The organism is Streptosporangium sp. NPDC000396 (assembly GCF_042898655.1).
Lineage (GTDB): Bacteria > Actinomycetota > Actinomycetes > Streptosporangiales > Streptosporangiaceae > Streptosporangium.
Genome location: NZ_JBIAZA010000010.1, coordinates 36,119 through 50,342, shown reverse-complemented (window position 1 = coordinate 50,342; position 14,224 = coordinate 36,119). Strand labels below are relative to the sequence as shown.

Annotated in this window: 11 protein-coding genes; 8 read left to right on the top strand and 3 right to left on the bottom strand. The window is 68.1% G+C overall.

Annotation, left to right across the window (positions count from 1 at the left end):
* The first annotated feature begins 568 nt into the window (after positions 1 to 568).
* The 5 genes from ACFY2X_RS17705 to ACFY2X_RS17685 all read left to right on the top strand — a co-directional run bounded on the left by ACFY2X_RS17705 (position 569) and on the right by ACFY2X_RS17685 (position 7,334).
* Positions 569 to 2,590: a PEP/pyruvate-binding domain-containing protein gene (locus tag ACFY2X_RS17705; RefSeq protein WP_389939324.1), complete on the top strand. Its 2,022-nt coding sequence runs from the start codon at positions 569 to 571 to the stop codon at positions 2,588 to 2,590.
* Complete coding sequence (locus ACFY2X_RS17700) at positions 2,587 to 3,894, top strand: MFS transporter (protein WP_389939322.1); 1,308 nt, start codon at positions 2,587 to 2,589, stop codon at positions 3,892 to 3,894. Before ACFY2X_RS17705 ends, ACFY2X_RS17700 begins: the two co-directional genes overlap by 4 nt.
* Entirely contained in the window at positions 3,891 to 5,261 is a 1,371-nt protein-coding gene (locus ACFY2X_RS17695) for an acetyl-CoA carboxylase biotin carboxylase subunit family protein (RefSeq protein ID WP_389939320.1), read from the top strand. Before ACFY2X_RS17700 ends, ACFY2X_RS17695 begins: the two co-directional genes overlap by 4 nt.
* A gap of 286 nt (positions 5,262 to 5,547) precedes the next feature.
* The gene (locus ACFY2X_RS17690) at positions 5,548 to 6,699 is read left to right on the top strand and encodes a sensor histidine kinase (RefSeq protein ID WP_389939318.1); all 1,152 of its coding nucleotides are present in this window, start codon (positions 5,548 to 5,550) and stop codon (positions 6,697 to 6,699) included.
* Positions 6,690 to 7,334, top strand: a complete 645-nt coding sequence (locus ACFY2X_RS17685) for a response regulator (RefSeq protein WP_389939316.1) — start codon at positions 6,690 to 6,692, stop codon at positions 7,332 to 7,334. Before ACFY2X_RS17690 ends, ACFY2X_RS17685 begins: the two co-directional genes overlap by 10 nt.
* A 27-nt stretch (positions 7,335 to 7,361) precedes the next feature.
* Here the strand turns inward: ACFY2X_RS17685 and ACFY2X_RS17680 are convergent, their stop codons facing one another.
* Positions 7,362 to 7,976, bottom strand: a complete 615-nt coding sequence (locus tag ACFY2X_RS17680) for a hypothetical protein (RefSeq protein WP_389939315.1) — start codon at positions 7,974 to 7,976, stop codon at positions 7,362 to 7,364.
* A gap of 207 nt (positions 7,977 to 8,183) precedes the next feature.
* Here ACFY2X_RS17680 and ACFY2X_RS17675 point away from each other — a divergent pair, with 207 nt between their 5' ends.
* A complete protein-coding gene (locus ACFY2X_RS17675; RefSeq protein ID WP_389939313.1) occupies positions 8,184 to 8,672 on the top strand; it encodes an iron chaperone in 489 nt (162 codons plus the stop codon).
* A gap of 58 nt (positions 8,673 to 8,730) precedes the next feature.
* Here ACFY2X_RS17675 and ACFY2X_RS17670 read toward each other — a convergent pair whose 3' ends face one another.
* Positions 8,731 to 9,324 carry a hypothetical protein gene (locus tag ACFY2X_RS17670; RefSeq protein WP_389939311.1) on the bottom strand — a complete coding sequence of 198 codons (594 nt, stop codon included), beginning with the start codon at positions 9,322 to 9,324 and terminating at the stop codon, positions 8,731 to 8,733.
* Between the two features lie 134 nt (positions 9,325 to 9,458).
* On the opposite strand from ACFY2X_RS17670, the gene ACFY2X_RS17665 reads away from it, so the two are divergent.
* Both ACFY2X_RS17665 and ACFY2X_RS17660 read left to right on the top strand, forming a co-directional pair.
* Positions 9,459 to 9,782: a putative quinol monooxygenase gene (locus ACFY2X_RS17665; RefSeq protein ID WP_389939309.1), complete on the top strand. Its 324-nt coding sequence runs from the start codon at positions 9,459 to 9,461 to the stop codon at positions 9,780 to 9,782.
* A gap of 147 nt (positions 9,783 to 9,929) precedes the next feature.
* Entirely contained in the window at positions 9,930 to 10,400 is a 471-nt protein-coding gene (locus ACFY2X_RS17660; protein WP_389939307.1) for a hypothetical protein, read from the top strand.
* Between the two features lie 169 nt (positions 10,401 to 10,569).
* Here ACFY2X_RS17660 and ACFY2X_RS17655 read toward each other — a convergent pair whose 3' ends face one another.
* The gene (locus ACFY2X_RS17655) at positions 10,570 to 13,917 is read right to left on the bottom strand and encodes an NACHT domain-containing protein (protein WP_389939306.1); all 3,348 of its coding nucleotides are present in this window, start codon (positions 13,915 to 13,917) and stop codon (positions 10,570 to 10,572) included.
* Between the last annotated feature and the right edge of the window lie 307 nt (positions 13,918 to 14,224).

Here is a 14,224-nt window from a genome sequence, read left to right as displayed (position 1 = left end):
ACGCTAGCCGACCCCTGAGGATTCCCCTGCGGATTCCGCATGCGCCGGATGCCCTGAACGCGTGCTCGTTGCGGAAGCTCGTCGCGTGATCCCGCGACCGGCCATGCCGCCGAGACGCGTGACCGCCCGCGCGATGCGGTGTCACTGCCGCTGACCAGCGGATGTTCCCAAACCCCGGGGCCCGAGGCCGAAAGGTTGCAAGCCCGCGAGCATCGTGCCGTCCGGCGACGGGACGGTGCGCGCGAGCATGCGCCGTACCGGACGCGCTGTCGTCGTCCACGGCATTCGGGGCTTCGCGGGCTTCCTCGCCGCCGCGAATCCGGTAAAGGGCCGGTCGCAGCCGTGGCGGAGAAGCCGTTGGGCCTGCTCCGGCCACTGCGACGGAGAGGCCTGTCACGTCAGCCCGCCGGCCGCGGCGTGCCGTCCGCACAGTGAGCGGGCGGTGCCCGGCCGTGTGGCTGTGCGCAGCTGCAATAGGAGATCAGATGAGAAGAAAGTACGTGATACCAAACACCACTGACTGGGAAGGCCCGATACTGCGGCCGATCGCAGCGGGGGGTGCGCGCGAATGGTGAGCACCGCCGACACTCTTCTGCGTACGGCCGTCGTTCCCGCGGCCCTGGACATGCCGTTGACGATCCCGGCGTTCATGAAACTCGCCGGCAGCCTGGCCGGTTTCCCCTTCGTGAAGGTCGTGGTGGACCTGCACGAGTCGACGTTCCATTTCATCGACAGCACCGGAAACCCGCTGCACGTGCAGTACATCGCGGAGCACATCCTCGGCGAACCGGTGGAGAACCTGCTCCGGGACATCGACACCTTCAACCACGACGTCTACATCCGTCCCGACCGGCGCTTCCTGCTCGGGCTGCTCGCGCTGCACCGGCGGCCGGGCGCGGACGGCGGCCAGGAACAGGTCTTCCTGTCACTGGAGACGGTGGAGGCGGACACGATGACCGCGGACATGCTGCTGTCCTTCTACCGGTACGTGCGCGAGCACCTCGACCCGTCGGTGCCGCTGTTCCTCAAGCCGGCGAACCATCTGCAGGAAGCTCACGTCGCGGACATCCCGCATGACGAGCTGCCCCGTCTCCTCGCTCACGAACTGCTGTCACAGGCGCCGTTCGTGCCCCTCAACCCCGGTACGGCGCACGGCCGGCTCCGGGTGTTCCGTTCGGCCGCCGAATACCGGGCGGGCGCGGACACGCTGGAATGGCACGACATCATCGTCATGCCGCGCGTACCCGACGACATCCCCCGGGTGTCCGGGCTGATCAACACCGAGCACACCACTCCGCTGTCGCACACCAACGTCCTGGCCACCGGGTGGGGCATCCCCAACGCCATCCAGACCGACCTCCTCGACCGTCTCGACCACGCCGGTCTGGACGGCCAGTGGGTGAGGTACCAGGTCGACCCGGCCGCCGCCGAGGTTCACGTCGAAGCGGCCGAAGCGCCCGCCGCCGACTCCCGGCCGCCCTGGACGGCCGACCGCGTCTCCCTGGAGAAACCCGAAACGGGCGCCACCTCGATCACTCCGTTGTCGCGGCTGCGCATGGGAGACCACTACCGGTTCGGTACGAAGGCCGCCAACCTCGGCGAGCTGTGCCATGTGCTGGAGCACGGCTCCCGCCGCTGGCTCGGCTTCTACCAGATCCCCCGGCCGCCACGGGCTGATCTGCTCGGCTATCTGGCCCGGCTCCTCGACGTCTCCGGTCCGGCCGACGAGGCCGTACTGTCCGCCGCCGCCGAGCGTCTCGTCAGGCGGCATGTGGAGGTGCCGCGGGGCATCGCGCTGCCGTTCTCGATGCAACAGGAGTTCCTGGAGTCCTCGCCGCGGATCCAGCAGACCATCGGCCGGCTGAAGATGGCGCTGGAGGTCGGCACCGAGCACATCGACGCGCTCTGCGCGGAGTTGCAGCAGCTGATCATCGAGACCCGGCTTCCCGACGACATACGGCAGCAGATCGACGACGCCATCGTCACCCACCTGTCGGGCGTCGGCGGGTTCGTGGTGCGCAGCTCGTCCAACGCGGAGGACCTGGCGGGCTTTTCCGCGGCAGGGGTCTACGAGTCCATCCTTCACGCACGCACGCTGGACGCGATCGCCGACAGCGTCAAGGAAGTGTGGTCCTCGCTGGTGTCCGCGCGCAGCGTGCGGCTGCGGGAGCAGGCGGGCATCCCGCTGGAAGACTGCTACATGGGTGTGATCGTCCAGGAACGGGTGGACGTTCCCCTCGGGGGAGTCATGGTCACCTGTAATCCGGCCGAGCAGCGGGACTTCCGGAACGTCTACGTCAACATCTCCGCCGGTTCGGTCGACGACGTCGTCTCCGGTGTGCGGGCGCCTCTGCAGCACCTGTACAACACGGTCGAAGGCGGCGGACGGACGATCTCGCTCGGATCCGCGCAGTCCGATCTGGACGCCGCATCGAAGGACTCCCTCGCGCGCCTGGCACTGATCGGCCGCCTGCTGCAGTCCCATTTCTCCCCGGACTACCTCTACGGGACCCCCGTCGACATCGAATGGGCACTGGACGGCGAGCGGATCAAGCTGTTGCAGATACGGCCCTACCGAGCATCGTCATGACGGGGAACGCCCCGGCCGCCGCCCAGCGGGTCATCAGAACCTACAACGGCTTCAAGCTGTTCACCGGTCTGCTGTGGTGGCTGCCCATCTTCTACGTCTACCAGCGTGACAGCGGCCTGTCCGACGCGCAGATCTTCAACATCCAGAGCATCTACTACCTGGCGTTCTGCCTGCTGGAGATTCCCACCGGCGCGCTGGCCGACCGTTTCGACTACCGCCGTTTCCTGCAGGCCGGGGCCGTCGTACTGACGGTGGCCAACCTCGTCCCCGTCACATGGACGTCCTACGGCGGATTCCTGACCCACTTCCTGCTCATCGCACTCGGCAACTCGCTGGTCTCCGGCGCGGGCAGCGCCTACCTGTACGAGTATCTGCAGCGCAGTGACTCCGTCGCCGTGTACCAGCAGGCCGAGGGCAGCGGACGCGCCTACACCCTGACCGGCCGTATCGTCTGCCTGCCGGCCGCCGGGCTGCTCATGCAGTGGAACGCTCCCTCGCCCTACTGGCTCTCGGCGGCCTGTAGCGCCGCCGCCGTACTGCTCGCACTGTGGCTCCCCGCCCTGCCTCCGGCACGCGGCGAGCAGCGCGAAGCCACGGGACAGCGGCAGTCACTGCGCGACCAGCTCGCCGCCGGGCGGGTGCTGTGGCGGTCTCCGGTGCTGGCACTGCTCATGGCCCAGGGAGTCGCGGTCTTCACGCTCGTGCGGATCGGCCAGGCCAACCTCTTCCAGCCCATCCTCTCCGTCAAGCATCTCCCGCTGGCGGGATTCGGCGTGATGATGGCGGTGACCACGCTCTTCGAGCTGGCGGGGGCGGCCCGGTCGACCTGGTTGCGGCGGTTCGGCGATGTGCGGGTCGTGTTCGTCCTCACCGCGGTCATGGCCGCCGCCCTGGCCCTGCTGGTTCCGGCCGGGCTGACCGGGACGGTGCTGTGCCTGTGCGTCTTCTCCCTGGCCTCGGGACTGATCTTTCCCATCCAGCGGCAGCTGATCAACCGTGCCATTCCCGACTCGCGGCACCGCGCCACGCTGCTGTCCCTGGAGTCACTCATCGACCGCTCCGTCTGCGCCCTGGTCGTGCTGGCACTGGGCGGTTACCTGTCCCGGGGCGCGATGAACCTGTTCCTGATCCATCTCGCCATCGGCACGATCGTGCTCATGGCGGCGCTGGCCGTACTGGTCCACCTGACGCACCGGCGGCAGCGCACCGCTGCGGCTCGGCGCGTCACCGCAGCGCAGCGCACCGCCGCTGACCAGCGGACCATCGCCGACCAGCGCACCGCCGTAAAGGAGAACGTCGCGTGAAAAAGATTCTCTACGTCTACGCCAAGGGCGGCGCACCGCTGGAGTACGCCTTCCCGCGCATCGCCGCCTGTGGTGAGCTGCACGTGCTGGCGCTCATGCCGTTGCCGGCCGCGGGCGAGGAGCACTGGCGCCCGTGCTGCGCGAGCATCACCGAGGCCTACCTGGACACCGCTCGGGGTGACGCCGTCACCGAGGAGATCATGCGGCACGCCAAGTTCATCGAGGCCGATGCCGTGGTGACGTTGTCGGAGTTCGCCGTGCTGGCGGTGGCGCACGCCGCCGACCGGCTGGGACTGGCCGGCGCCGGTCCCGCCGCCGCCGAACGAGCGCGTGACAAGCGGCTCATGCGCGAGATCTGGGCGGACACGGGGGTTCCCGTCCCCGGATTCCGCCGGATCTCCTCCGAGGAGGAACTGCGCACCGCGCTGACCGAGCTGACACTACCGGTGCTGCTGAAGCCGGCCTGGAGTGCCGGATCGATCGCCCAGCTGGTGCTGAGCTCGCCCGACGACGTGCCCGCCGCATGGGCGCAGGTCGGCCACGCCCTGGACAAGGGCAACCAGGTGGGGATGAGCGAGCTGTACGAAACGGACGCGGACCACCACCTGCTCGTCGAGGAGATCGTCGAGGGGTCGACCGACGGCTGGTACGACCTGCCCGGCTATGCCGACTACGTGAGCGTCGAAGGGATCGTCGCCGACGGCGTCTACCACCCGCTGTGCATCGCGGCGCGGCTCCCTCCGATCCCGCCGTTCAACGAGGTGGCCAGCACCATGCCCTGCGTCCTCCCCGAGCCGCTGCAGCGCAGGATCGAGGAAGTCTCTCGGCAGGCCGTGGACGCCCTGGGGCTGGGAACCTGCGGCACGCACACCGAGCTGAAGCTCCGCGCCGACGGGCGGATGGCCGTCATCGAGACCGCCGCGCGATTCGGCGGGGTGATGATCACCAAGCAGGTCGAGGAGGTGTTCGGGCTCGACCCGATCGCCATGCTCGTACGGCAGCTGCTCGGTGAGCAGGTCGCCTACCCCGAGCGGATGCTCGTCGAGGGACACGGCGCGGCGGCCTCCGTGGTCGCCGCCCCCGCCGACGCCGCCGGGACCCCCTGGCGCAGCAGGCCGCCATGGATTCCGCGCGCGGTGAACTGGTCCGACATCCTGTCGCCCGGCAGCGCCATCGAACCGGTCGCGGCGTTCGACCTGCCGCCCGGCCGTACCGTCCCGGCCTATGATCCCGCCGCCGGCGTCGCCAACTGGCTGGGAGTCTTCATGCTCACCGCCGCCGACGCCGAAACGCTGCTGCGTGACTGCAACGCCGTCCTCAACGGCCTTGAGGACGGCCTCAACCGGGCGGCCTCCCCGCCCGCGTAGCCGTACCCGGTCACAGCGGAGCGGTGGCCGCCGGGGTGTGGTTTGCCACAGGGCGGGATCGGTAGTGCACCTCATTACCGAGGAACCTCCACGTCCATAGCTTTCTTCACATGAGCCATGGAATCGCCGGCCGGGTGACCGGAACCCCACCTTCGCGCCGATCGGACACCTTTGGCCGCGGGTGGGGGATATGCGAACATCGGCACCAACGTGATGATCGGTCCGGCGGTTCTGACGGCGGTGGTGTTTGCAAGAGTACGGCTGGCGGCGCGGAGCGAGGCAGGCGATGAGCTCCGCCGGTAGAGTGCTGATCTCGGTGACGCTGGGCACCCTGTCCGCCGTGGTCGAACTGCTCTTCGTCCTGGTCGCGCTGCCGCTGGCCGGGCGGGCCGGGGCCACCTACCGCGTCTCGCCCTCGGCTTCCCCGGAGGGCGAGACGGTGGGGGAGCCGTCCTCGGCGGGCGAAGGCATCTCGTCGATCGCCCGCCGCCTGGCGGCCCTGGAGCTGAAGCGGCTCGGCGTCCCGGTCACCGGATACACCGGCCGGCAGGCCATGCGTTACCTGGCGCTGCGCTGGCCGGTCGGGTTGCTGGGCGGCATGGTGCTCGTGCTGCTGGGGACCGGGGTGACGGTGGCGATCCAGCTCGCCTGGTCGTGGGTGCGCGGGGAGGCCTTCGACGATATACCCCCGACCCCGCTGATCCTGATTTACACTTTTGTTGTTGGGACTGTGCTGCTATTTCTCGATATATGCGGACTAGTAGGGGTTCAGGCTGTGGAGCGGCACCTGGCCCTGCGGCACCTCGGTCCCACCTCCACCGAGGCACTTGAGCGCAGGATCGCCGAGCTGGCCGAGACCCGTGCGGGCATCCTCGCCGCGGTCGACTCCGAACGCCGCCGCATCGAACGCGACCTGCACGACGGGCTGCAGCAACGGCTGGTGGCCCTGTCGATGGTGATCGGCAGGGCCCGGCGGGGCCGGCCCGAGCTGCTGGGACAAGCTCACGAGGAGGCCCAGCGGGCACTGGCGGAGTTGCGTGAAGTGGCCTGGCGGGTCTACCCCAGCGGGCTGGACACCCTGGGGCTGGGCGAGGCGCTGGCAGGGGTGGCCGAGCGCTCCAGCGTTCCGGTGACACTATGCTGCTCGCTGGCCCGGCGACCGCCCATGGCGGTGGAGACGGCCGCGTACTTCGTGGTCTGCGAGGCCGTCACCAACGCCGCCAAACATTCGGACGCCACGCGGATCACCGTGGAGGTAACCAGTGAGGACGACATGCTGACCGTGCGAATCGAGGACGACGGCATCGGCGGCGCGAACCCGGAGGGCGGCGGCCTGTCCGGGCTGGCCAGGCGAGTCGCGGCACTGGACGGGAGATTCACGGTGCTCAGCCCGCTCGGCGGCCCCACGACGATCACGGCGGAACTGCCATGCGGGTGATCCTGGCGGAAGACTCCACCCTCCTGCGTGAAGGGCTCATCCGGTTGCTGGCCGAGGAGGGCCACGAGGTCCTCGCGGCGGTCGGCGACGGCCGGTCGCTCATCCAGGCCGTCGACGCCCACCAGCCCGAGGTCGTGGTGGCGGACGTCCGGATGCCGCCCACCCACACCGACGAGGGACTGCGGGCCGCCCTGGAGATCCGCCGCCGGTGGCCGTCGACCAAAGTGCTCGTCCTGTCCCAATACGTCGAGAAGAAGTACGCCACGGAGCTGATGAGCTCGGACATCTCGGGGGTCGGATACCTGCTGAAGGACCGGGTGGCCCAGGTGGCCGACTTCCTGGACGCCCTCGACCGCGTCGCCGCCGGGGGAGCGGCCTTCGACCCCGAAGTGGTCCGCCAGCTACTGGCACGCACCTCCCAGGTCGACCCCCTGGCACGGCTCACCGCCCGGGAACGGGAGGTGCTGGAACACATGGCCCAGGGGCTGACCAACGCCTCCATCGCCGAAACCCTGTTCATCTCCCAGAGCGCCGTGGAGAAGCACGTCAATTCGGTGTTCGACAAGTTGCGCCTGACCCACGTGACCGGCTACAGCCGCCGCGTGCTCGCCGTCCTGCGTTTCCTGGAATCCTGAGCCGGGGCGGTGATGGGGAAAATCGCCCTACCACCGTGAAACCACCTCCGGAAGCTGAGAAACCAGGCACTCACGACACAGGTCGTCGCGGCCCCACTCGGCGTACAGGTCGATGGGGGGCACATCCTTGTGCGAGGGGTTCTCGTCGACGACCATGCCGAAGAAAGACTCAGGACGGTGGAACGGCAATGGCTGCCCTGGCACGCGCCGACCGCACGCCGTATTGGGGCGTCTTTCTTCTCGCGCGTCGGAGATGACGAAGTCGCACAGGTGCCGCACTCCGTCGTCGCCGCGGACCAGTTCGTACCGGTGCTGTAGCTCGTCCATGTGATCACTGGTCATCGGGCCGAGCACCATGGCCCGTTGCGGGCAGAACAGGGCGTGCCAGGTGCAGTTGTTCGCCTCCTCGCCGATCTCGACCGGCACCAGCTGGTCGATCGGTGCCCGTTTGGCCTCCGGCCATTGCGGGTCCGGCTCTCCGGTGACGGCCGACCGGTAGCACTGCTGTCCGTCGGGCAGTGTCTCGCCGTAATGGTGGGCCGCGGAGTACAGCTGGTCGTACATGCATTCCACGACCGTGCTGTATCGCGCGTACTTGCGGGTGCCGTCGGGAAACCGCACGGTCGCCAGCCACGTGCCCATCAAACCCTCCCACCGCCGCTGTTGCCGACCGAGCGTAACTATCTTCCCCCTCAGGGATCACCGACGTACGGCATGGCAGACCGATGTACGGCATGGCAGAACGGACACCGGCCCCGGACAACCGATCAGTTTTGAAGAAGCCGCCGCCGCGGTGGATCCCTAGCATGAGGTTGTCCCGGTCAAGCCTTGCAAGAGAGGAAACCTGCGATGAAGGGCACGCAGACGTCCGCCAAGAGCACCAACGCGACCGCCGAGAAGACCGACGAGAAGTACGACGGATTCACGGACGAGGAACGAAGCGCGATGAAAGAGCGCGCCCAGGAGCTGAAGGCGGCCGCGCGCCGCGGCCCGCGCGCGGCCAAGGCGGACGCGGAGAGCGAGGTGCTCGCGAAGATCGCCGAGATGCCGGAAGCGGACCGCGTCCTCGCCGAGCGGCTCCATGACATCGTCAAAGCCGGCGCGCCGGACCTCTCGCCGAAGCTCTGGTATGGGATGCCCGCGTATGCCAGGAACGGCAAGGTCGTCTGCTTCTTCCAGAGCGCGCAGAAGTTCAAGACGAGGTACGCCACGCTCGGCTTCAGCGACCAGGCGAACCTCGATGAAGGAACCATGTGGCCGACCGCCTTCGCTCTGACGGAGTTGACCGCCGCCGACGAGGCGCGGATCGGCGCGCTCATCGAGAAGGCGGCGAACTGAGGCTCAAGAAGGCGGTGAACTGAGGCTGGTCCTCACGGACGCAACGCTGTTCGTGAAGTCACTGCGGAAGCTGAGAGGCCAGGCACTCACGGCAAAGGTCGTCGCGATCCCATTCGGCGTACAGGTCCATGGGGGGCAGATCCTCCGGCAAGGTGTCCAGCTCCATGCCGAGGTAAGGCTCGATACGGTGGAACGGCAATAGCTGCCCTGGCACGCGCCGACCGCATGCCGCGTTCGGACGTCTATCTTCCCGCGCGTCGGAGATGACGAAGTCGCACAGGTGCCGCACTCCGTCGTCGCCGCGGACCAGTTCGTACCGGTACTGCAGCTCGTCCATGTGATCGCAGGACATCGGGCCGAGCACCATGGCCCGTTGCGGGCAGTACAGGGCGTGCCAGGTGCAGTTGTTCGCCTCCTCGCCGATCTCGACCGGCACCAGCTGGTCGATCGGTGCCCGTTTGGCCTCCGGCCATTGCGGATCCGGCTCTCCGGTGACGGCCGACCGGTAGCACTGCTGCCCGTCGGGCAGCATGTCGCCGTAATGGCAGGCCGTGGAGTAGAGCCGGTCGTACATGCATTCCACGACCGTGCTGTATCGCGCGTACTTGCGGGTGCCGTCGGGAAACCGCACGGTCGCCAGCCATGTGCCCATCAAACCCTCCCACCACCGCCGTTGGCGGTTGAGCGTAGTTATCTTCCACTGCGGGATCAACGAATTAAGCGGCGCAGTCCGGGCACGGAGAACACGCATCCTTAACACGTTCAACACGCGGAAGAAGCCAGCTCATGATCTTCATCGCCGTCAAGTTCACCATCCGTCCCGAGCGAAGCGAAGAGTGGCTCTCGCTTGTCGGCGATTTCACCCAGGCCACCCGGCGGGAGCCGGGCAACGTCTTCTTCGAATGGTCCAGGAGCGTCGACACGCCCAACCAGTTCGTCCTGCTGGAGGCGTTCGCCTCGTCCGCGGCAGGCGAGGCCCACGTGGGCTCCGAGCACTTCAAGACCGCCATGGCATGGATGCCGGAGGTGATCGCGAAAACACCGGAGATCATCAACGTCGAGGTGCCCGGCGAAGGCTGGTCGCAGATGGCGGAACTGTCACCGGCCTGACCGGCCGATTGGAGAAGACCGCGGAAGGCCCGGACCACGCCGGCTGAGTCACACGGCTGCGCAATCCGGGAGAGCAGATCGCGCGCGCTCCGACTGCATGCTGATCAGCGACCAGATCGAACCGATCGCATGCCCTGGGAGTTGCCCGTGATTCAGAAGCTCCGCCGTCTCTGCGCGTTCGCGGCCGCGTTCGCCGTTGCGGCGATCGCCATCCCGGCCACCGCCGCCCATGCCGACGCCACCGGCGGCTGCACGACGTACTACCGCACCGTCGACCAGGTCTACATGGAGATCGGCTCCTGCATCTCGAACGTCAACGGGGAACTGAGGCCGGACACCTGGGTCCGCTTCCAGTACCAGGGGTCGGCTCCCTCAGTCCCGCCACCCTGCTGGCTCAACATCCACCTGTACCGTAACAACGATCCCCTCCCGGGTTCCGGAAGCTCCTGCACGTCCTACATCCCCGGCAACGGCAGCATGGGCCCATGGGTCAATGTGAAGGGCAGTTCCTACATCGACCCCTACTGGTGGCCGGTGACATACCGCACCGGAGTGGTCGTCAACATCAACAACGGGCATGCGACCGACATGTTGTGGAGTCCGTGGCAGGAGGCGTGACTGGCGGCGTAGCCCGGTGACAGCGACAGCCCGGTCTTCGGCCGGCCGGGCTGTCGATTTCATCGGAAGTCACCCATCGGATTGATGAGGAGCTCGGCGCCGCCAACGCTGCGGCCATCCGCGGCGGTCATGCTCTTCAGGGGGCGGATACCGCCGGCCTGCCGCACGGTCAGGATCGGATGACGTTGATGCTCCGGTGGAGGGTGCGGGCGTTGCGGATCTTCTGCGTCTTGTCCACAAATACGGCGAGGTTCCGCATGTCCGCGAGCGGGGACAGATCAAGCGCCTGCGCCGTGCTGCTGAGGATGACGCTCTTCAGGGCCGGCAGAGAAGAGAGCGGGGCGAGGTCGTTGATCCCGCTACAGCCGTACAGGTTGAGATAGCGAAGGCAGGGAAGACCGGAGAGCGGGCCGAGATCGGTCACGGCGGTGTACTGGAGCGACAGAGTGTGAAGGCTCTGCTGGCCAGCCAGCGGGGTCAGGTCCTTTACGTTCCGGCATCCCTGCAGATTCAGCTCGCTCAGGCGGCGGTCACTCAGCGGACTCAGATCGTTCACCCAGTCGCAGTGCCTGAGCATGAGCCAGGCCAGTCCGGGGACGGCCCGGACGAGTGCCGGCAGGCCGCCGTCGACCATGGAGTCTTGCAGCGATACATGGTCCAGCTTGGGGAAGCTCGCGAAGAACGCCGGATCCCGCGGCAGGTGTGCCCGGTAGAGGGCGAGGCTCTGCAACCCGGCGTGGCGGGTAATGGGGGTGAAATCTCGTACTCGGTTCATGTCCCCAAGCAGCAGCGAGTCCAGGGACGTGACCGTGTCCAGGAATCCCAGGTCGGTGAAGTCGACTCCGCTGAGCTTCAGCTTCCTCAGTTCGGGCAGCCTGGAGAGCACCTTGAGGTCGACCTGCCGTGCGGGGCTGAAGTGAATCCAGAGCCAGTCCAGTTCGGGATGGCAGGCGAGATCCTCCAGGGAGGCGCCGCCCATTTCCTGCAGCGCCAACCAGGACAGCGGCGGAGCCGTCCGAAGGAAGTCCAGACGGTCGACGGGACAGTTGACGTCGATGGCATCGATCTTCCTGAGTCGGCCAAGGCCACCGAGTAGCCGAGGGTTGTCGATGTCCAGGCGCCTGTTCGGCGGCGTGACCTCGGCGAGGATCTTGGCCGCGTAGGTGTCGGGATCGAAGTAGCTCCAGCCCGTGATCAGCTCTCTTTTGACGTCCCCCCTGGTGTCACCGGCGTATCCGGTCAGCTTCACCAATGCCTCGGGGCCGTTGATCAGCCAACAGGTGCGCACGGTCGCGACCGCCTTGGCCGTTGACAGTCCGCGCAGGCCCTCGGGCAGGCGGCGGAGTGCCTCCTCGCCGGCCAGAGCCAGCGACCTGGCTTCGGCGTCGTTCCTCGGCGGTATCACCTCGGCCAGGCAGGCGTCGATGCGCTCCCGCAGATCGGCGGGAAGCTCCTGGACGGTCTCCAGGCATCCCGCCACCAGCAGCCGCAGCCGCCGGGCGTACCGCCTGTCCCGCTCCGCCCGGTCCAGCAGTCCGGCGAGGAGTTCGCGGCGTACCGGGGCGTTCGCGTGGCCGGCGGCCATCACCACCGTCTCGCGCCACTGGTCCAGATGCGCCCGCTCGACCAGCGGTTCCACGTCGGCGTCGTCGGCCGCTTGTTTGGCGGCGAGATACTCCTGCACGGTGCGGTGGACGAAGTCGATCCGTCCCGTGGCCGGTTCTCTGATCACGCCGCTGCGCTGGATCAGGTGGTCCAGGACGGCCTCGGCCGTCGCGTCGATACGGGGCATCGACGCGACTTTGTCGGCGATCCGGCGGAGCGCGGTCGCCTTGGACAGTTCAGAGCGACCCCAGACCGACAGCTGCCAGGCCAGATCTTGCAGGATGCGGATCGTCTGTTCGGGTTCGAGCGTGACCTCGGCGGCGATGCCACGCTCGACGTCGCGGCGCACCAGCAGCAGTTCGAGAGCCGCCGCGTACAGCCCCATCCGGTTGCGCGGCAGCTGCGTGCCGCGGTCCAGGTTGAGCGCGCAGAGCATCGCGGCCAGCAGCGGGGTGGAAGCGAGCACCTGCAGGTGTCGGCCGCTCTCCAGCCTGGCCAGCAGCGCGCCCTGATACTCCTCCAGCTTCGAGGAGGTGCACGGCAGGCTCTTGGAGCCCTTCATCGCCAGGTGCCAGTGCCGTACCAGCTCATGCAGGTCGTGCGGTGTCATCGGCTCCAGCATCACCGACTCGAAGCCCTCTTCCTCCAGCCATCGCGCGTCCGCGGCGGCAGGGCGGGAGGTAACGACGGTCCTGATATCGGGGTAGGCGGACATCAGGCCGCCGAGCCACTGCCTGACGGCCGGGCGGTGCCGTACGGCCAGCTCGTCGACACCGTCGACCAGCAGCAGCGCCCGTCCGGACTCCAGGATCCGGTGGGCCCACCCCGTGGGCATGCGCCCGGCCAGCGGGCCCGCGACGTCGGCTATGAAGCTCTCCGGTCCTGGCAGGACTCCCGTGTGGTGACTGCGAAGCTTGACGACGAACGGGACGCAGCCGTTCCACCCGGCCAGCTCGTCCACGAAGCCACCGCGTGCCGCCGTGACCGACAACCAGCGCAGCAGCGTGCTCTTGCCCGATCCGGCATCGCCTCTGAGCAGGGTCCTGGAGGCACGTCCCAGGGCGCTTTCGGCGCGCACTGTGGTCATGCCGTGCTGGGCGGGCGCGTCGGTCAGGTCACCGAACCGCATGCGTTCGTGGTCGGGCCTTCGGCTTTCGGCGGAGACACTCAGGCTGATGTAAGCGATGCTCAGCGTGGCTCGCGGCCGGTAGTTGTCCACCCGGACGCCGAACAGTTCAACCTCGTCCAGCGTCCGGCTGATGTGCTCTAGATAGCGGCGCTCGAACTCAGCGTCGTCCTGGACTCCCGACGGGGCGTCCAGGGTGCGCGCGGGCAGCTTCGCCAGCACCGTCGAGACCTGCCTGCCCAGCTCGTCGAGCTGCTCGCCGAGCCGGGCCGTTCTGCCGAGCAGTTCGGTGGCGACTCTGGGCAGATACTGCGGGAGCTGCTGCAGGATGCGCACCACGCACTCGACGCACTCTTCGAGCAACACGTCGTAAAGCTGCCCGCCGGCCTCGCCGAGTTGAGGACGGGGGTCGGCGAGTCCCTGGCGGATCCGCCTGGTCAGCAGGATCGGATCGGCCGCGGCGTCGAAGACGGCCCGGTCGGAGAAGTCGGCCCGCTTGAGGGTGTCCACGGCCTCCAGCAGCGCGGCGGCCCTGTCGCTCTCGGACAGGCCGCCGTATTCCCGCTCGACAAGCGTCATCAGCCGCCGGTCCACTCCGTCGGCGATCGCCTCCACCTGGCGCTGGAAGCTGCGCCGGACCAGGCGGTCGGGGAGCTCACTCCTGATCAGCGTGGCCAGGTCCGAGTTCCGCTCGGTCTGGGCGGAGCGGACCGACAACCATTCCTGCGCGGCGCGCTGGGCGACGGCCTTCGCCGCTGCGGCGGCTGCGGCTTCCAGTGCGGGCATGGCACTCCTCGGACGTGGAGATCAGCTGGGCAGGGGCAGCACTGGTGGATCCGCCGCCGACCGATCCGGGTTCCCTTCGCATCACGGTCAGCGGCCGCCAGGGCCGGCAGGCCGCAGGGGTGCGGGTGTCGCGTCGCCGTCGACGGTACATGGGCCGTCGAGCGGCGGCTAGATCTGCTCCGGGAGGACGGCGCCGGCTATGACCCCGAGGCCGAGCTGGGGCGGGGCACCAGTGTGGAGATCGTCTTTCCCCTGTCCCCGGAACCGGGGACGGCCGCCAGGACAGACACGACAGCCGTCGGACGAA

What these genes read in the sequence shown, in the direction of transcription:
- ACFY2X_RS17705 (WP_389939324.1), top strand. Translation starts at nt 569, where the DNA reads ATGGTGAGCACCGCCGACACTCTTCTGCGTACGGCCGTCGTTCCCGCG.
- ACFY2X_RS17700 (WP_389939322.1), top strand. Translation starts at nt 2,587, where the DNA reads ATGACGGGGAACGCCCCGGCCGCCGCCCAGCGGGTCATCAGAACCTAC.
- ACFY2X_RS17690 (WP_389939318.1), top strand. Translation starts at nt 5,548, where the DNA reads ATGAGCTCCGCCGGTAGAGTGCTGATCTCGGTGACGCTGGGCACCCTG.
- ACFY2X_RS17685 (WP_389939316.1), top strand. Translation starts at nt 6,690, where the DNA reads ATGCGGGTGATCCTGGCGGAAGACTCCACCCTCCTGCGTGAAGGGCTC.
- ACFY2X_RS17680 (WP_389939315.1), bottom strand. Translation starts at nt 7,976, where the DNA reads ATGGGCACGTGGCTGGCGACCGTGCGGTTTCCCGACGGCACCCGCAAG.
- ACFY2X_RS17675 (WP_389939313.1), top strand. Translation starts at nt 8,184, where the DNA reads ATGAAGGGCACGCAGACGTCCGCCAAGAGCACCAACGCGACCGCCGAG.
- ACFY2X_RS17670 (WP_389939311.1), bottom strand. Translation starts at nt 9,324, where the DNA reads ATGGGCACATGGCTGGCGACCGTGCGGTTTCCCGACGGCACCCGCAAG.
- ACFY2X_RS17665 (WP_389939309.1), top strand. Translation starts at nt 9,459, where the DNA reads ATGATCTTCATCGCCGTCAAGTTCACCATCCGTCCCGAGCGAAGCGAA.
- ACFY2X_RS17655 (WP_389939306.1), bottom strand. Translation starts at nt 13,917, where the DNA reads ATGCCCGCACTGGAAGCCGCAGCCGCCGCAGCGGCGAAGGCCGTCGCC.